The 18616-nt window shown below is 70.1% G+C and carries 13 protein-coding genes, 1 tRNA gene and 1 riboswitch; of the genes, 11 read left to right on the top strand and 3 right to left on the bottom strand.

The annotated features are described in order from the left end of the window. The 10 genes from ACIBKX_RS35960 to ACIBKX_RS35915 all read left to right on the top strand — a co-directional run bounded on the left by ACIBKX_RS35960 (position 1) and on the right by ACIBKX_RS35915 (position 12801). A complete protein-coding gene (locus tag ACIBKX_RS35960; RefSeq protein WP_363270101.1) occupies positions 1–1794 on the top strand; it encodes a sel1 repeat family protein in 1794 nt (597 codons plus the stop codon). 376 nt (positions 1795–2170) lie between these two features. Next, positions 2171–3436 (top strand): cytochrome P450, encoded by a 1266-nt coding sequence (locus ACIBKX_RS35955; protein ID WP_363270102.1) that lies wholly within the window; start codon positions 2171–2173, stop codon positions 3434–3436. 179 nt (positions 3437–3615) lie between these two features. Continuing rightward, positions 3616–4671 carry a transglycosylase family protein gene (locus ACIBKX_RS35950; protein ID WP_363270103.1) on the top strand — a complete coding sequence of 352 codons (1056 nt, stop codon included), beginning with the start codon at positions 3616–3618 and terminating at the stop codon, positions 4669–4671. Positions 4672–4865: 194 nt separating this feature from the next. Beyond that, positions 4866–5059, top strand: a riboswitch (cyclic di-AMP (ydaO/yuaA leader). Positions 5060–5062: 3 nt separating this feature from the next. Next, positions 5063–5758 (top strand): transglycosylase family protein, encoded by a 696-nt coding sequence (locus ACIBKX_RS35945; RefSeq protein WP_363270104.1) that lies wholly within the window; start codon positions 5063–5065, stop codon positions 5756–5758. A gap of 322 nt (positions 5759–6080) precedes the next feature. After that, a complete protein-coding gene (gene eno, locus ACIBKX_RS35940) occupies positions 6081–7361 on the top strand; it encodes a phosphopyruvate hydratase (protein ID WP_363270105.1) in 1281 nt (426 codons plus the stop codon). A 90-nt stretch (positions 7362–7451) separates the two neighbouring features. Beyond that, a complete protein-coding gene (locus ACIBKX_RS35935) occupies positions 7452–7928 on the top strand; it encodes a septum formation initiator family protein (protein ID WP_363270106.1) in 477 nt (158 codons plus the stop codon). A gap of 22 nt (positions 7929–7950) precedes the next feature. Beyond that, positions 7951–8472 (top strand): DUF501 domain-containing protein, encoded by a 522-nt coding sequence (locus ACIBKX_RS35930; protein ID WP_363270107.1) that lies wholly within the window; start codon positions 7951–7953, stop codon positions 8470–8472. 97 nt (positions 8473–8569) lie between these two features. After that, positions 8570–9496, top strand: coding sequence for a Ppx/GppA phosphatase family protein (locus ACIBKX_RS35925; protein ID WP_363270108.1), 927 nt, complete (start codon positions 8570–8572; stop codon positions 9494–9496). 398 nt (positions 9497–9894) lie between these two features. Continuing rightward, positions 9895–11295, top strand: coding sequence for an NAD(P)/FAD-dependent oxidoreductase (locus ACIBKX_RS35920; protein WP_363270110.1), 1401 nt, complete (start codon positions 9895–9897; stop codon positions 11293–11295). Between the two features lie 201 nt (positions 11296–11496). Continuing rightward, positions 11497–12801 (top strand): cyclopropane-fatty-acyl-phospholipid synthase family protein, encoded by a 1305-nt coding sequence (locus ACIBKX_RS35915; protein ID WP_363270111.1) that lies wholly within the window; start codon positions 11497–11499, stop codon positions 12799–12801. A 74-nt stretch (positions 12802–12875) separates the two neighbouring features. Here the strand turns inward: ACIBKX_RS35915 and ACIBKX_RS35910 are convergent, their stop codons facing one another. Both ACIBKX_RS35910 and ACIBKX_RS35905 read right to left on the bottom strand, forming a co-directional pair. Then, complete coding sequence (locus tag ACIBKX_RS35910) at positions 12876–15389, bottom strand: FtsX-like permease family protein (RefSeq protein ID WP_363270112.1); 2514 nt, start codon at positions 15387–15389, stop codon at positions 12876–12878. Positions 15390–15447: 58 nt separating this feature from the next. Continuing rightward, positions 15448–16218: an ABC transporter ATP-binding protein gene (locus ACIBKX_RS35905; RefSeq protein ID WP_363270113.1), complete on the bottom strand. Its 771-nt coding sequence runs from the start codon at positions 16216–16218 to the stop codon at positions 15448–15450. A 400-nt stretch (positions 16219–16618) separates the two neighbouring features. Here ACIBKX_RS35905 and ACIBKX_RS35900 point away from each other — a divergent pair. Beyond that, positions 16619–16701 (top strand) — tRNA-Leu (locus ACIBKX_RS35900). Positions 16702–16956: 255 nt separating this feature from the next. On the opposite strand, the gene ACIBKX_RS35895 is transcribed toward ACIBKX_RS35900, so the two are convergent. Further along, on the bottom strand, positions 16957–18585 hold the full coding sequence (locus ACIBKX_RS35895; RefSeq protein WP_363270114.1) for an IclR family transcriptional regulator C-terminal domain-containing protein: 1629 nt from the start codon (positions 18583–18585) through the stop codon (positions 16957–16959). Between the last annotated feature and the right edge of the window lie 31 nt (positions 18586–18616).

Genomic DNA, 18616 nt, shown 5'->3' with positions numbered 1-18616 from the left:
GTGGGGGCGAGCGTGGAACCGGAGTTGGACGAGCTGGCGGCTTCGGGTGCGGTGGTGGCGCTGTGGGCGGCGGGCCTGGCGCCGGAACAGACGGCCGCGTTCCGGCTGGAGGAACTGATCCGCCGGTCGAAGCGCCGGGTCAGGGAGGGCGGCAGCGCCGCGAGCTGGCGCCTGTGGCAGCAGGCACAGGGGCTCGGCTGGCAGGAACGGCTGCGGACGCTCCTGAGGGTCGATCCGGACTTCGCCGCGGAACTGCACGCGTTTGTGGGGAAGTTCGGCCCGTCCGTGCCACCCACCCCGGCCCCGTCCCCGGAGGCCACCAACACCATCTCGGGCGGCACGTCCCACGGCCCGGTGATCCAGTCACGCGACATCGGCTCGCTCACCGTGCACGCGGCCGTCGCCGCCCCCGCGGCGGCGGACGACTGGCCCCGCGTCGACGAGCTGCGGCCCCTCACTCTGGGCGTGCGCCCCACCCGCCGGTTCGGCGACGAGCCGAGCCTGCCGCCGTACGTTCCGCGCGACTGCGACGCGGAGCTGGTCGGCATGATCATGCAGGCCCTGGTGCTGGGTGGTCTGGTCGTCGTCACGGGCGAGCCGCTCTCCGGCAAGACGGCGGCGGCCTGGGCGGCACTCGGTACGAGCGTGCACGAAGACGCCCGGATCTACGCCCCGCCGCCGGGAACGAACCTGCGCGACCTGCCCGCACAGCTCCGAGGCCACGACACCACGAAGTCGTACGTCGTCTGGCTCGACGACCTGGAGGGCCACCTCGGCGAACACGGACTGACGGCGGGCCTGCTGGCCCAGCTGACCCACAAGGGCGTTCTTGTCCTGGCGACGATGAACGACGACGCGTACGACACCCACCGCTTCGGCGGCGGTCCGGCGTCCCGTGTCCTGAGCGGCGTGGCCATGGTCCAGCTGAGGTGCCACTGGAGCGATGCGGAACTCGCACGGCTCGCGGAGGCCGACGACCCGCGCCTCGTGGACGCCGCGCGGTGGCGCGGCGAGCGTGGCGTCACCGAGTTCCTGGCGGTCGGCCACGAGCTGTGGGAGGCGTGGCGCCGCGCCGCCCACCGGGACCCGCTGGGGCATCTGCTGGTGCGGTCGGCCATCGACATCGCACGGTGCGGACTTGCGGGACCGGTGCCGGTGACGCTGGTCGAGCAGGTGTCCCGGGTGTACGACCCTCAGGTGGACGACGCCGAGGACGACGCGACCGAGTCCGCGATGGCCTGGGCCCTCGAACCCCGGCTGGGCGTGGCCGGACTGCTGACGCTCGACACCACGGCGGAGGTCGTGCAGGCGTACGGCTCGCTGGTCGCGGACGCGATGCGGTTCGAGGGGACCGAACCAGTGCCGGACGAGGTCTGGCAGGAGGTGCTCGGCGAGGCGGTGCTCGACGACTCGCTGGACGAAGGAGCCGTGAAGACCGCCTTGCGCGAGGTCCTCGCCCCGCGGGCCGAGGCCGGGGACGCCGAGGCGATGGAAGCGCTCGGCGTGCTCGCGGAGCACGGGGGAGCCCAGGCCGAAGCGCTGGACTGGTATCGCAGGGCGGCGGAGTTCGGGGATGTCGAAGGAGCGGGCGACGCGGGCCGGCTGCTCGCCGAGTGGGGCGACGACACCGAGGCGATGCCCTACCTGGAGACCGCCGCCGAAGCGGGCAACACCGACGCGATGGTCACCCTGGCCCGCCTCCTCGAGCAGCGCGCCGCCCACTGGCGTGAAATGGCACGGCAAACACCGGAGGGAGCGGCGAAACTCCTCCAGTCCATGACACCCACCGATTGATGTACCTACAGCCCGAGTTGTTCGCCGACCTCGCGCCCGAACTCGACAGCCTCTCCGACGTACTGCTCGAAGAGCGCGACAGGGAGCGGCGCCGGTGATCCAGCGCACAGCTGTCGAGGCAGGCCGTGCGGGGTGTCTACCTGACCGACGTCACCACCACCGTCACGGCGCGCGCCGCCGCCTACCGCACCCAGCGGCCCGGCACGCTTGACGCCATCCACCTGGCGAGCGCGGACCCCTTCCGGCAGGACATCACCGAGTTCGTCACCTACGACCAGGAGCCGGCCAGAGTGGCCGAGGAGCTCGGCTCCGGTGAGCTCACCGGCGTAACGGACCAACCGCACGCGTGGACAGGCGGCCGGATACGGTCGGGGGCATGCACGACCAGCCCTCCGCCCCGCCCACGCAGCCGGACCTCTTCACCTGGGAGTTCGCCACCGACCCCTACCCGGCCTACGCCTGGCTGCGGGAGAACTCTCCGGTGCACCGGACCACGCTGCCCAGTGGTGTCGAGGCCTGGCTGGTCACCCGGTACGTCGATGCCAAGCAGGCGCTCGCCGATCAGCGGCTCAGCAAGAATCCCGCCCATCACGACGAGCCCGCGCACGCCAGGAGCAAGACCGGGATTCCGGGTGAGCGCAGCGCCAATCTCATGACGCATCTGCTCAACATCGACCCGCCGGACCACACCCGGCTGCGCCGCCTCGTCTCCAAGGCCTTCACGCCCCGCCGCGTCGCCGAGTTCGCCCCCCGCGTCCAGGAGCTGACCGACCACCTCATCGGCCGGTTCGCGGAGAAGGGGGAGGCGGATCTCATCCATGACTTCGCCTTTCCGCTCCCCATCTACGCCATCTGCGATCTGCTCGGCGTCCCGCGCGAGGACCAGGACGACTTCCGTGACTGGGCGGGCATGATGATCCGGCACGGGGGAGGGCCCCGCGGCGGCGTCGCCCGCTCCGTGAAGAAGATGCGGGGCTATCTCGCCGAACTGATCCACCGCAAGCGTCTCGACCCCGGCGACGACCTCATCTCCGGCCTCATCCGCGCCTCCGACCACGGCGAGCACCTCACCGAGAACGAGGCCGCCGCGATGGCCTTCATCCTGCTCTTCGCCGGCTTCGAGACCACCGTCAATCTCATCGGGAACGGTACGTACGCTCTCCTCACCCACCCCGAGCAGCGCGCGCGGCTCCAGGACTCCCTGCGCGAGGGGGACACCGGGCTCCTGGAGACCGGCATCGAGGAACTCCTCCGCTTCGACGGACCCGTGGAGCTCGCCACCTGGCGGTTCGCCACCGAGCCGCTCACCATCGGCGGGCAGCACATCGACCGCGGCGACCCCGTTCTCGTCGTCCTCGCCGCCGCCGACCGCGACCCCGGGCGATTCGCCGAACCCGACACGCTCGACCTCTCCCGGCGCGACAACCAGCACCTCGGCTACGGCCATGGCATTCATTACTGCCTCGGCGCACCCCTCGCCCGCCTGGAGGGACAGACCGCGCTCGCGACCCTCCTCAGCCGCCTCCCTGACCTGCGTCTCGCGGCGGAACCTGATGATTTGCGGTGGCGTGGCGGGCTCATCATGCGCGGACTGCGCACGCTGCCCGTGGAGTTCACACCCGCACAGACGAGCAAAAAATAAGCGGAAGCAGAGCCCCCGACGGACCGCTCATCTGACGGTGCGTCAAGACTGTGACTTTCACGTGATCTCCGCTGCATCGACTTGTGACAAGCGTTCGACTGTCGCTAGGTTCACGACGACTCGGCATCCGCTGACGCAGGCGCCGCAGTCGTCGCAGCAGTCTCCTGAAAGGCAACCGCATGCTCTCCGGCAATGGCCGTCACCGACGTCCCCGCCAAGCCCCGGCCCTCATCGTCGCGGCAGGTGTCACCGGATCAGCCATCGCGATCCCGCTGCTCGGCGCCACCAGCGCGAGCGCCGCGGACACCGCCACGTGGGACAAGCTCGCCGAGTGCGAGAGCGGCGGCTCCTGGAGCCTGGACCCGGGCAACGGCTACTACGGCGGACTTCAGATGTCACAGGAGACCTGGGAGCAGTACGGCGGCCTCGACTACGCGCCCTACGCCGACCAGGCCAGCCGCTCGCAGCAGATAGCCGTCGCCGAGAAGGTCCTCGCCGACCAGGGTCCCGGCGCCTGGCCGAGCTGCGGCCTCATCGCCGGCCTCACCCAGCACGACGACCCGGCCGACGTCGACCCCGGCGCCCCGATCACCCCGGCGCCCTCCGAGACGACTCCGGGCTCCGACGACTCGACCGGCTCCACCGGCTCGGACGACAGCGCCGAGCCGGGCGACTCCGCCGAGCCCACGGACGAACCCTCCGAGAAGCCCGCCTCCGACGGTGACTCGCGAGACAAGAATCACGACGACTCGGGCAAGTCGGACGAGGGAGGCGAGGCAGGCGAGGGAGCCGAGGGCGCCGAGAAGGGCGACTCCGGCAAGTCCGGCGACTCCAAGGGCTCTGACGACTCCGGCGACTCCGACGGCGCCAGCGACTCCGACAAGTCCGGCCGGGACGACACCACTTCGCCCGACCCGACCGCCACGCCCTCCCGCCCCTCCGCCGGTGAAGGCGAGGGCTCCGGCCGGCACCGCGGCGACAGCGCCGCCGACGAGGACTCCGCGAGCGGCGACCGCGACGGCTCCGGACGGCACGCGTCGCGCGGCGGCGACCGCGCGAAGGACGGCGCCGACGGGACGTACACGGTCCGCTCCGGGGACAACCTCTGGGTCATCGCGGACGACCTCGGCATCGAGGGCGGCTGGACCGAGCTCTACGACGAGAACAAGAAGTCCGTCGGCTCCGACCCCGACCTCATCCTCCCTGGCCAGAGCCTCGATTTGGGCGAAAAGTAAGGGAAGTTGACGAAGAGTCGGCCAACCGCTTCGCGCTGAATGTCCAAGTTTGGCGGAAGTGAGAGATGGGTCTCAGAAGCCCTGATCGTCTTTGAAATTCGGCGGATCGCATGTCTACGGTCGTGACCGCTCGCCACAGCGGGCCCCGCCGGTCGGTACGCCTAGTCCTGCCAACGGCCGTTCGGGAACAGTCGTCGCGTCAAGCGCCGTAGGCAGGAGCGGGGGACCCAAGGTTTGCGCCGGGCCCGGCCGCACAGCAGCAGAACGAAGAGGCTGCCGAGCGGAGTTGGGACCGGCTGGGGGTTAAGTCGCACGCATGACGTGCGGCCGGGCAACTTCATCGGCCCGAACCCGACAGCTCACCTCGCAGGCGTCGGTGAGGGGATCTCTCATGCTGTTTTCCAGCAAGGGCAAGCACCGCCGCCCGTCCAAGGCCACCCGCGTCGCCACGCTGGCCGGCGTCACCGGTGCCGCGGTCGCCGCCCCGCTGATGGCCGCCGGCTCGGCCTCCGCCGCCACCGCCTCCGAGTGGGACGCCGTCGCCCAGTGCGAGGCGGGCGGCAACTGGTCGATCAACACCGGCAACGGCTACTACGGCGGCCTGCAGTTCTCGTCCTCCACGTGGGCCGCGTACGGCGGCACGAAGTACGCCGCCACCGCCGACCAGGCCTCCAAGGCCCAGCAGATCGAGATCGGCGAGAAGGTCCTCGCGGGCCAGGGCAAGGGCGCCTGGCCGTCCTGTGGCGTGAGCCTCTCGGGCACCGCGTACAACGGCGGCGGTGCGCAGGAGAGCGCCCCGCAGCAGCAGCCGGCCCAGCAGCCGCAGAGCCAGCCGAGCGCCCAGACCGAGGCGCCCAAGCAGCAGGCCGCCCCGAAGACCGAGTCCAAGAAGACCGTCGAGACCCCGACCGGCAAGAAGGTCAAGAAGGGCGACGGCGAGTACAAGGTCAAGAAGGGCGACACCCTCTCCAAGATCGCCGAGGAGCACGACGTCAAGGGCGGCTGGCACAAGGTGTACAAGCTGAACGGCGACATCATCGACAACGCGGACATGATCTACCCCGGCCAGCAGCTTCACCTCAGCTAAGAGCTGACGGATGACTGAGGGCCGACGGATCAGCTAAGAGCTGACGGAGCGGCGGCCGCGCCTCGGCGGAGGCGCGGCCCGCCCCACCCCCGTCCCCACGGGTCCACCCCGTCCCGGCGTGCGTATCCCCCGTACGCGCCGGGGCGGGGTTCTGTCTGTCCCTCCGCTTGTCCCTCCGCCGTTTTGTTCCGTTCGGAAACTTTTTGCTCTCGGTTTGTCCACAGGGCGGTCGCTCGGCTGGCTCTTGTCCGGGAGCCGGTTAGGCTCGTGTCCGCGAGGCCAACGCCCCGCGTACCGCGTCACATCCCAGAAGGAGATGCTCGTGCCGTCCATCGACGTCGTCGTAGCCCGGGAAATCCTGGACTCCCGAGGCAACCCCACGGTCGAGGTCGAGGTCGGCCTCGACGACGGCAGCACGGGTCGTGCCGCCGTTCCGTCCGGTGCCTCCACCGGTGCCTTCGAGGCCATCGAGCTTCGCGACGGTGACCCGAACCGCTACCAGGGCAAGGGTGTCGAGAAGGCCGTCCTCGCCGTCATCGAGCAGATCGGCCCGGAGCTCGTCGGCTACGACGCCACCGAGCAGCGCCTGATCGACCAGGCCATGTTCGACCTGGACGCCACCGACAACAAGGGCTCCCTCGGCGCCAACGCCATCCTCGGCGTCTCCCTCGCCGTCGCGCACGCCGCCTCCGAGGCCAGCGACCTGCCGCTGTTCCGCTACCTCGGCGGCCCGAACGCGCACCTGCTGCCCGTCCCGATGATGAACATCCTGAACGGTGGGTCGCACGCCGACTCCAACGTCGACATCCAGGAGTTCATGATCGCCCCGATCGGCGCGGAGTCCTTCTCCGAGGCGCTGCGCTGGGGCACCGAGGTCTACCACACCCTCAAGAAGGTCCTGAAGGACAAGGGTCTGTCGACCGGCCTCGGCGACGAGGGCGGCTTCGCCCCGAACCTGGACTCCAACCGCGCCGCGCTCGACCTCATCCTCGAGGCCATCAAGCAGGCCGGTTACGTCCCCGGCGAGCAGATCGCGCTCGCGCTCGACGTCGCCGCGTCCGAGTTCTACAAGGACGGCAAGTACGAGTTCGAGGGCAAGTCCCGCTCGGCCGCCGAGATGACCGAGTACTACGAGGAGCTCGTCTCCGCGTACCCGCTGGTCTCCATCGAGGACCCGCTGTTCGAGGACGACTGGGCCGGCTGGAACGTCATCACCCAGAAGCTCGGCGACAAGGTGCAGCTCGTCGGCGACGACCTGTTCGTCACCAACCCGGAGCGCCTGGCCCGCGGCATCGAGGAGAAGTCCGCGAACGCCCTGCTGGTCAAGGTCAACCAGATCGGTTCGCTGACCGAGACCCTGGACGCCGTCGAGATGGCCCAGCGCAACGGCTTCAAGTGCATGATGTCCCACCGCTCCGGCGAGACCGAGGACGTCACCATCGCCGACCTGGCCGTCGCCACCAACTGCGGTCAGATCAAGACCGGCGCCCCGGCCCGCTCCGAGCGCGTCGCCAAGTACAACCAGCTCCTGCGCATCGAGGAGATCCTGGACGACGCGGCGGTCTACGCCGGTCGCTCGGCCTTCCCGCGCTTCAAGGGCTGAGCTCCCCTGACGCTGTAGTTACGTACGTCCCCGTACTCGGTCCCGTACCGTGTGCGGGGACGTACGCGCGTGTGAACGGGAGGCGGGGACATGGCCGTGAAGGACCGGGACCGGTTCTCCACCGCGACCAGGCTGAAGCTGCTCGGCGAGCAGACCGCCGAGCGCGTCTACCGCTCCCAGACCAAGCGCCAGGCCCGCCGCTCCCGGCTCACCGGCCGGGCGGCGCTCCTCGCGCTCGTGCTCTGCTCGCTGGTCGTCGCCCTCGCCTATCCCATAAGGCAGTACGTCTCGCAGCGCGCCGAGATCGCCGATCAGCGCCGGGAGCAGGCCGAGCGGCGCGAGAACGTGGAGAAGCTGAAGGACGAGAAGGCCCGCTGGCGGGACGACTCGTACGCCGAGCAGCGCATCCGGGACCGGCTGCACTATGTGATGCCGGGCGAGACCGGGTTCACGGTGATCGACCCCGCGGCGACGAAGAGCCGCCGCACGGACCAGGGGGCGGCGACGCGCCCCTGGTACTCGAACGTCTGGGACGGCGTCGACAAGGCCGACCGCCCCGACGACTGACCCAAGGACACGAAAGACAGGCATGGAAACGCCCCCGCCGACCACCCCGCGCACCGAGCCCACCGACGCCGACGTCGAGGCCTTCAAGCAGCAGCTCGGCCGGCCGCCGCGCGGCCTGCGGGCCATCGCGCACCGCTGCCCGTGCGGGCAGCCGGACGTCGTCGAGACGGCGCCGCGGCTTCCGGACGGGACGCCGTTCCCGACGACGTACTACCTGACGTGCCCGCGGGCCGCGTCCGCGATCGGCACCCTTGAGGCCAACGGCGTCATGAAGGAGATGTCGGAGCGCCTGAAGACGGACCCCGAGCTCGCGGCGAAGTACCGCGCGGCGCACGAGGACTACATCGCGCGCCGTGACGCCATCGAGGTCCTGGAGGGCTTCCCCAGTGCGGGCGGCATGCCGGACCGCGTCAAGTGCCTGCACGTCCTGGTCGGCCACTCCCTGGCCGCGGGCCCCGGCGTGAACCCCCTGGGCGACGAGGCGATCGCCATGCTCCCGGAGTGGTGGCGAAAAGGCGCCTGCGTAACCCTGCCTGAGGAGTAAGAGGCGGCCGTCCCCGTTGTGGGCAGGCGTTCCGCGCGGCGGAACGGGTGGGCACAACGCACAGCGCCGAGTACCGATCAATAGAGGAGCCCTCAGAGTGACCCGCGTGGCAGCCATCGACTGCGGTACGAACTCCATCCGCCTGCTCGTGGCGGACGCCGACCCCGCCACCGGCGAACTGGTCGACCTGGACCGCAGGATGACCATCGTCCGCCTGGGGCAAGGCGTGGACAAGACGGGCCGCCTCGCCCCGGAGGCCCTGGAGAGGACCTTCGCCGCCTGCCGCGAGTACGCGGAAGTGATCAAGCTTCACGGCGCGGAGCGCACCCGCTTCGTCGCCACCTCCGCCTCCCGCGACGCCGAGAACCGCGACGACTTCGTCCGCGGAGTCCTGGACATCCTCGGCGTCGAGCCGGAAGTCATCAGCGGTGACCAGGAGGCCGAGTTCTCCTTCACGGGAGCGACGAAGGAGCTGAAGGGCAGCGCCCACCTCGACAAGCCCTACCTCGTCGTCGACATCGGCGGCGGCTCCACGGAGTTCGTCGTCGGCGAGGACCATGTCCGCGCCGCCCGCTCCGTCGACATCGGCTGCGTACGCCTGACGGAACGCCACATCCGCACCGACCCGCCCGCGGAGGCGGAACTCGACGCCGTCCGCGCGGACATCGAGGCCGCCCTCGACGTCGCCGAGCAGACGGTCCCGCTGCGCGAGGCCCGCACCCTGGTCGGCCTCGCGGGCTCGGTGACCACGGTGGCCGCCATCGCGCTCGGCCTCGACGCGTACGACTGGGCGGCGATCCACCACTCCCGCGTCTCCTACGAGCAGGTCGGCGAGATCGTCGCCCGCCTCAGCCGCGCCACGCACGACGAGCGCGCCGCGATCCCGGTGATGCATCCGGGCCGCGTGGACGTGATCGTCTCGGGCGCGCTCATCCTGCTGGCGATCATGGCCAGGATCGGCGCCCGGGAGGTCGTGGTGAGCGAGCACGACATCCTCGACGGCATCGGCTGGTCCCTCGCGTGAGCGATCCCGACAGCGTCTGAGCGCCTGCTGAGGGGCCTGAAGGGCCCCTCGGCGACGTCCTGTCGGGAAACTTCGTGAAGTTCTTCACAAGGAATTCGGCTCGGTTGGACGATGTTCAGGGGTTCCGACCCCCTAAAAGTGCCCTCCGGGCGCCTCATGACCCGTGACAGTGAAGGTTCGGGCGCGTGTCCGCCGGATGAATCCACCGGGTGGTCCACCGTGCGCCAGAGGCCAGAGCGGCAGCTCACGAGGGGTGCACAACGTCTCGGGTTACACCGTGGTTCCCCTGTGGCGCTATGGCCTGGGTCACGTGGGCGGCGCAGTGTAGCAGAGGGCATACCCATGCTTGTGAAGGGGCGCACGAGCGACCCCCCTCGGGCAGGTGGATACTCGATGGCATGAGCACCACGGAGCGTCCCAGGATCCTCGTAGTAGGCGGTGGGTACGTAGGCCTGTACGCAGCTCGGCGCATTCTCAAGAAGATGCGCTACGGAGAGGCGACCGTCACGGTCGTCGACCCCCGGTCGTACATGACCTACCAGCCCTTCCTCCCCGAAGCCGCCGCCGGCAGCATTTCGCCTCGGCACGTCGTCGTCCCGCTGCGACGCGTGCTGCCCAAGGCGGAAGTTCTGACCGGCCGGGTCACCACCATCGACCAGGACCGCAAGGTCGCCACGATCGCCCCCCTCGTGGGTGAGGCGTACGAGCTGCCTTTCGACTACCTCGTCATCGCGATGGGCGCGGTCTCCCGCACCTTCCCGATCCCCGGCCTCGCCGAGCAGGGCATCGGCATGAAGGGCATCGAGGAGGCCATCGGCCTGCGCAACCACGTCCTCGAGCAGCTCGACAAGGCTGACTCGACCACCGACGAGGAGGTCCGCCGCAAGGCGCTGACCTTCGTCTTCGTCGGCGGTGGCTTCGCGGGTGCGGAGACCATCGGCGAGGTCGAGGACATGGCCCGCGACGCGGCCAAGTACTACAACAACGTGAAGCGCGAGGACATGCGCTTCATCCTGGTCGACGCCGCGGACAAGATCCTCCCCGAGGTCGGTCCGAAGCTCGGTCAGTACGGCAAGGAGCACCTGGAGGGCCGTGGGGTCGAGGTCTACCTCTCCACCTCCATGGACTCCTGCGTCGACGGCCACGTGGTCCTGAAGAACGGCCTCGAGGTCGACTCCAGCACCATCGTGTGGACCGCCGGCGTGAAGCCGAACCCGGCGCTCGCCCGCTTCGGTCTCCCGCTCGGCCCGCGCGGCCACGTGGACGCCGAGCCGACCCTCCAGGTCAAGGGCACGGACTACATCTGGACCGCGGGCGACAACGCCCAGGTGCCGGACCTCGTGGGCCGCAAGGCCGGCAACGAGAACGCCTGGTGCCCGCCGAACGCCCAGCACGCGCTGCGTCAGGCGAAGGTCCTCGGCGACAACGTGATCTCCGGCATGCGGGGCTTCCCGCAGAAGGAGTACAGCCACGCCAACAAGGGTGCGGTCGCCGGTCTCGGCCTGCACAAGGGCGTCGCGATGATCGTCATGGGCAAGATGAAGATCAAGCTCAAGGGCCGTCTCGCCTGGTACATGCACCGCGCGTACCACGGCATGGCGATGCCGACGTTCAACCGCAAGATCCGCGTCTTCGCCGACTGGACCCTCGCGGTATTCCTGAAGCGCGAGGTCGTCTCGCTGGGCGCCATGGAGACTCCGCGCGAGGAGTTCTACGAGGCCGCCAAGCCGGCGCCGAAGCCCGCGGCCGCCGCCGAGACCCCGGTCGCCAAGACCGAGGAGAAGGCCAAGGCCTCCTGACCTCCGGTCACTGATCCGCCCCGAAGGGGCCGTCCGCCATCCGTGGTGCGGACGGCCCCTTCGGGTTTTCCGCGACCTTTTACATGGCGGCTACATGCATTTTGCCGTTCCGTAACGCGGCAACGGGACTGCGGGAGCACCCTGTTGGTGTTTACGTGGTGTTGAACCGATCCGGGATTTGCTGTCACGGAGGTGTGCGCCATGCCAGACGCCGCGCTGCGGCTGAAGAACCTTGCCGAACAATTGCTGGGAGCACCGCTCCCGGTACGTATTCGTGCCTGGGATGGTTCGGAGGCGGGACCGCCGGGCGCATCCGCCCTCGTCGTGCGCAGCCGCCGGGCCCTGCGCCACCTGCTGTGGAAGCCGGGCGAACTGGGCCTGGCGCGCGCCTGGGTGGCCGGGGACCTGGACGTCGAAGGGGATCTGTACGAGGCCCTGGACCAGCTCGCCGAGTTCATCTGGGAGCGCGGCGACGATGCCAGGAGCCTCAGGGAATCCCTGCGCGACCCGAAGTTCCGCGCCGCCGCCCGCTCGCTGATCGCGATGTCCGCGCCGTTCCTGCCGCCCGCCCCGCCGCCGGAGGAGATGCGCAGGCACGGCAGGCTGCATCTGCACACCAAGGGCAGCGACCGGCAGGCCATCAGCCACCACTACGACGTGGGCAACGACTTCTACGAGCTGGTGCTCGGCCCCTCGATGGTCTACTCGTGCGCCTACTGGGGGACTGATGAAGACGAAGCGTCCACCCTTGAGCAGGCCCAGCGCGACAAGCTGGAGCTGATCGCCCGCAAGCTCGCCCTGAAGCCCGGCCTGCGGCTGCTCGACGTCGGCTGCGGCTGGGGCTCCATGGCGATCCACGCGGCCCGCGAGCACGGCGTGCACGTCGTCGGCGTGACCCTCTCCCAGGAGCAGGCCGCGTACGCCAGGAAGCGCATCGCCGAGGAGGGCCTGACCGACCGGATCGAGATCCGCGTCCAGGACTACCGCGACGTGCGCGACGGTCCGTACGACGCGATCTCGTCCATCGGTATGGCCGAACACGTCGGCGCCGAACGGTATTTGGAGTACGCGCACGATCTGCATGCCCTGCTCAAGCCGGGCGGCCGGCTGCTCAACCACCAGATCGCGCGCCGGCCGCAGGCCGACGAGTCCGCGTACACGGTGGACGAGTTCATCGACGCCTATGTCTTCCCGGACGGCGAGCTCGCCCCCGTGGGGACCACGGTCGGCCTCCTGGAGCGGGCCGGGTTCGAGGTGCGCGACGTGGAGGCCATCCGCGAGCACTACGCCCTCACCCTGCGCCGCTGGGTCGCCAACCTGGAGGCCAACTGGAAGGAGGGCCAGCGGCTGACCTCGCCGGGGCGTGCGCGGATCTGGCGGCTCTACATGGCCGCCTCCGCGCTGGCCTTCGAGCGCAATCGCATCGGCGTCAATCAGGTGCTCGCCGTGAAGACCCCGGAGATCGGCACTTCCGGGATGCCGCTGCGGGCGCGCGACTGGCGGTAGCCGCCTGCCGGTACGTACGACGAAGGGGCCCCGGACGGATCGTCCGGGGCCCCTTCTCACGCCCCGAGGGTCTGCTACTCGCTCTTGATGGCGAGCAGCGGGTTCAGCCGTGCCGCGCTGCGGGCGGGCCACAGGGCCGCGAGGACGCCGACCACCGCGGCGATCGCCAGGAAGATCGCGATGCGGCCGAACGGGATCTCCATGGAGTACGTCGTCACCGTCTCGGCGATGCTGCCGCCGGCCGCCCAGCCCATGAAGAGGCCGAGGCCGATGCCGAGCACCGCGCCGAACAGGGAGATCACGACCGACTCCAGGCGCACCATCTGCTTGACCTTGGCGCGGTCGAGGCCGATGGCCCGCAGCATGCCGATCTCGTGCTTCCGCTCGAAGACCGACATGGCCAGCGTGTTGATGACGCCGAGCACCGCGATCAGGATCGCCATGGCGAGCAGGCCGTACAGCATGTTCAGGAGCATGTTGATGGCGCCGCCGATGGCGTTGCTGATCGCCTGCTTGTCCTGGATGGTGATGGCCGGGTTGTCGCCGAGCGCCTTGACGATGGAGTCCTCGGCCGCCTCGGAGGTGCCGTCCTTCATCTTCAGGAGGACCTGCTTGTCGACGATCTTGTCGAGGTGCGGGTCGACGACGGACGTCGGGGCGAAGAGACCGTTGAGCATCTCGTTGCCCTTGTAGACACCGGCGACCTTCAGCTGGACCGTCTTGTCGTCCTCGTCGAACTTCAGCGGGAAGGAGTCGCCCGTCTTGAGGCCCTTGTCCTTCGCGGTGTCCGAGTCGACGAGCACGCCGCCGTCCCGCAGACCGGCCGGCGAGCCGCTCGCGAAGTCGAGGCCCACCAGGTCGCCGAAGGTCTTCGGGTCGACACCGGAGATGGTGTTGTAGCTGCCGTCGACCTCGCCGTAGGCGGACCGCAGCGGGCTGCTCGCCTCGACGCCCGGCAGCTTGTCGAGCTTCTCGCGGACCTCGGGGGTCAGCGGCTGGAAGTTCGCCATGGAGACGCTGTAGTCGGCCTTCAGCGAGTCGACGGCCATCTTGTTGATGGCGCTGCTCATGGAGGTCGCGACGACCGTCATCGCCGTGATCAGGGTCAGGCCGATCATCAGCGCCGACGCCGTGGACGCCGTACGGCGCGGGTTGCGCACCGAGTTGAGGCGGGACAGCTTGCCGGTGACGCCGAACGGCTTCAGGAGCGGCGCGGAGGCGGCGATGAAGGGGCGGGACAGCAGCGGCGTGAGGACGATGACGCCGACGAGGATGACACCCGCGCCGCCCGCCATCACGTAGTTGTCGCTGTTGAAGAGCATGACCGTGCCGATCGCGACGATCAGCGAACCGATCGTGTTGCGTACGACGAGACCACGCGTCGTCGGCGTCGCGTGCACGCTGTTCATCGCGGCGACCGGCGGGATCTTCGCGGCGCGGCGGCCCGGCAGCCAGGCGGCCAGCATGGTCACGACCACGCCGATCAGGAGCGCCACGACGACCGTCGTCGGGGAGATCACCAGCGGGCCGTCCGGCAGCGAGGCGCCGCCGGAGTTCATCAGGGCCTCCAGGCCCATGGAGACGCCGATGCCGAGCCCGAATCCGGCCACGGCGGCGACCAGGCCGACCAGGAACGCCTCGATGAGCACCGAGCGGGTCACCTGGCGGCGCGAGGCGCCGACGGCCCGCATCAGGGCCAGCTCCTTGGTGCGCTGGGCGACCAGCATGGTGAAGGTGTTGGCGATGATGAAGATGCCGACGAAGAGCGCGATGCCGGCGAAGATCAGCAGGACCTGGCTCATCGAGCTGGTCTGCTCCTCGATCATCGACTCCTGCTGGTCGGAGAGCTTGGTGCCGGTGACGGCGTCCGTGTCCTTCGGCAGGATCTTCTCGACGGAGCCCTTGAGCGCCGTCTCGGAGGTGCCGGCGGCGGCCTTCACGTCGATCTCGTCGTACTCGGTCTTGTTCAGCGCCTTGAGCGCGGTGGCGTTGTCGAACACCATCAGGCTGCCGCCCGCGACGACACTGCCGTCGTCGGTGTCGAAGACGCCGCTGATCTTCGCCTCCTTCACCGGGCCCTCGGTGGAGTAGCGGACCGTGTCGCCGACCTTGAAGCCGGTGCGCTCGGCGGTCCGTGAGTCCAGGGCGACATCGCCGGCGGACTTGGGCGCGGAGCCGTCGGTGAAGTCGTACCGCGGGTCCTTGCCGTCCTTGCCGGGGTAGTAGTTGGCGCCGGTGGTGCCCCACTCGCCGCCGACCAGCTTGCCGTCCTTGTCGGCGAGCGCGGTGAAGCCGAAGACGCCGCCGATCGCGGACTCGGCGCCGGGCAGCTTCTTGGCCTCGGCGAGCAGCGCGTCGGTGAGCCGGGGCTGCTGCTTCTTGCCGTCCTCGGAGCCGCCGCCGTCCGGCTGGATGGCGACCGAGACGTGGTCGAAGCTCTTCGCCGACTTGTTCTTGTAGGCGTTGCCGAAGGTATCGGTGAAGACGAGGGTGCCGGACACGAAGGCGACGCCGAGCATGACGGCGAGCACGGTCATGAGCAGCCTGGCCTTGTGCGCGAGCACGTTGCGCAGGGCGGTACGGAACATGGTCCTGTCCTGGGAGGGCTTGAGGGAGTGGGCCGGGGCTACGTCAGTTGGGTGGGCCTCAGCTGGTACGCCCCTTGGCGTCGAAGTCCTTCATCCGGTCGAGGACGCCCTCGGCGGTCGGCGACAGCATCTCGTCGACGATCCGTCCGTCGGCGAGGAAGATGACGCGATCCGCGTACGCCGCCGCCACCGGGTCATGGGTGACCATGACGACCGTCTGCCCCAGCTCCCGCACGGAGTTGCGGAGGAACCCGAGGACCTCGGCACCCGAGCGGGAGTCCAGGTTTCCGGTGGGCTCGTCGCCGAAGATGATGTCCGGCCGCGAGGCCAGCGCGCGGGCCACGGCGACGCGCTGCTGCTGACCGCCGGAGAGCTCGGTGGGCCGGTGGGAGAGCCGCCCGGCGAGGCCGACCATCGAGATGACCTGCTCCAGCCACGCCTTGTCCGGCTTGCGGCCCGCGATGTCCATCGGCAGCGTGATGTTCTCCAGGGCCGTCAGCGTCGGCAGCAGGTTGAAGGCCTGGAAGATGAAGCCGATCTTGTCCCGGCGGAGCTTGGTGAGCTGCTTGTCCTTGAGGGAGGACAGCTCGGTCTCGCCGATCCGCACGGAGCCGCCGCTGAAGCTGTCGAGCCCGGCCACGCAGTGCATGAGCGTCGACTTGCCGGAGCCCGAAGGGCCCATGATCGCGGTGAACTCGCCCTGCCGGAAGTCGACGGACACATGGTCGAGGGCGACCACCTGGGTCTCGCCCTGTCCGTACACCTTGGAGAGATCCGTGGCGCGCGCGGCCACGGCGGTGGCGCGGGCGGCGAAGGGTGTGGTGGTCACGGGGCGGTGCTCCTGTCGGGACGACGAGTGGGGGACGTACTCCATCGTGCTTGCCGATCCGCGCCGTGTAGTCAGCCGCTGTTCCGGTTCCCGGGGCCGTCTCCAGTCGGACTCGGGACGCCCGTGTCATACCTGGGGATGACGCCCGCCCCTGAGGCGGGTAGCACCTACGAGGGTGCGAGGGGGTGGTCACGGGGGTGCGGGGCGGCGGCTAAATTCCGTCATTCCGTCCCGGAGTCCGCGAAACCGGGGAAGGGCCTGCGGCATGTACCGATGGCCCGTACCGGTGGCTGATGCACCCTCAGACGTCAATAAAATAAGACAACATCGGGCTGTTGTTCCGCTGTTCGGGGGACGCCTCCCGATAGGGTCGAAACACTTGATGCGGAGCCCACGGCCTGCCCGGATGGTGGAATGCAGACACGGCGAGCTTAAACCTCGCTGCCCCTCGGGGGCGTGCCGGTTCGAGTCCGGCTCCGGGCACCTCCGCCCCCTCTGTGCGGGGCACTTGTGTGCGGTCGGTGACGGTGCCGGCCAACGGCTCAACCCAAGATCATCGTTCCCTCCTGCGGTGAAGATCAGCCGGATCTGATCGGTCCGACCGTTCGACATTCAACCATGAGGCATGTTTCTGACGACACGTCATGTCAAGCGTTCCGCAACGGTGTTGACGACCGAAGCGGACAACGTCGACGGCAAGCGCGGTCAGTGGCACACGCTGGTGGACTCCGTCCCGCTCTAGGGAAGGCGTACTGAGTTGAACCGCGCCGCGGTGTGCAGATCGGCCTCGATCGCCGCCGCGGTCTCGCGCAGGGCCGGCAGCAGCGCGTCGATCGTCTCGCCGAGCGGGGCCGTGCCCGCGTGCTGGGCCACGTTCAGGGCCGCGATCACCCGCCCTTCCGCGTCCTTCAGGGGTACGGCGACCGAGCGCAGGCCCTCCTCCAGCTCCTCGTCCGCGGTGGCGTAGCCGTCGGCCGCGGCCCGGTCGAGGGCGCGGTGCAGCTCGGCCGGGTCCGTGACCGTGCGCCGGGTGAGGGCCTTGGGCGGCTCGGCCTTCAGGAGGCGGGTGCGCTCCGGCTTGGGGAGGCCCGCGAGCAGGACCCGGCCCATGGCCGTGGGGTAGGCCGGGAAGCGGGTGCCGAGCGTGATGTAGACGCTCATGACGCGGACGGTCGCCGCGCGCGCCACGTACAGGATGTCCGTGCCGTCGAGCACCGTCACCGACGCCGACTGCTGCACGCGGCCGGTCAGTTCGCGCAGGTGCGGCTCGGCGATCTCGGCGAAGCCCAGCCGCGACAGGCGGGCGTAGCCGAGCTCCAGGATGCGGGGGAGCGGGCGGTAGTCGCGGCCGTCGTGCGTCGCGTAGCCCGCCATCTCCAGGCTGTGCAGACAGCGGCGCGCGGTGGCCCTGGGCAGCCCGGTGGCCTCGGCGATCGCGGTGAGCGGCAGCCCTGCGCCGCGTGCCCGGCCGAGCGCGCGCAGCACGGCGAGGCCGCGGGCGAGGGACTGGAGGAAGCCGGGGCCCAGCTCGGCCTTGGCCCCGGCGGTGTCCGCCGCCGCGTCGGACGCGGAATCCGATCCTTCGTACGCCGACGGGGCGGGCCGCAGCGACTCCAGGAACGCCGCTTCCTCCCGCAGCCTCGGCAGCACCTGCTCCGCGAGGCCCCGCGCCGTGTGCCTGCTGGTGTGGCTCACCGCCGACAGCGCGTACCGCACCCGGCCCGCCTCGTCGCGCACCGGGACCGCCACGGCGATCAGGCCAGGCTCGATCAGCTGGTCGTCGAGTGCCCAGCCCGTGCCCCGCGAGTGCGCCACGCGGCCCGCCAGGTCCGGGACCTCGGGCGCGGGCCCCGGCGGCAGCGCGGGAAAGGCCAGGCCGTCCGGATCGGCGGCCACGCGCGCGTGCCACGCGGCCCAGCCCTCCTCGCCCCACTCGGCGGCGAACAGCGCACCCGGCGCGCACCGCTCGGCGGGCAGCAGATCGCCGATGCGGAAGGCCACCGACATCGCGCGGCGCCGCGCGGCCTGCGTCACGAAGCGGACGCCGTCGCCGTCCGGCACCGCGAGGGACACCGACTCGTCCAGCTCGTCCGCCAGTCGCGCGGTGCGCGCCGCGACCTCGCCGGTGAGTCCGCTCGCCGCCAGGTAGGCGTTGCCCAGCTCCATGAGGCGCGGGGTGAGCCGCAGCTCCTGGCCGTGTTCGCGTACGTATCCGAGCCGGGCCAGGGTCGCCACCACCCGGTCCACCGTCGAACGGGCCAGGCCCGTGGCCCGCACCAGATCGCCTGCCCGCGCCTGGTCGGCGGCCGCCAGGGCGCGCAGGACCGCGAGACCGCGCTCCAGGGGGCGTACGGACTCTTCTGGCATCGCACCGCTCCTCGCACAGGTGGAAAAGGGC

The organism is Streptomyces sp. NPDC050658, assembly GCF_044457025.1.
Lineage (GTDB): Bacteria > Actinomycetota > Actinomycetes > Streptomycetales > Streptomycetaceae > Streptomyces.
This window is presented reverse-complemented; position numbering and strand designations above follow the sequence as displayed.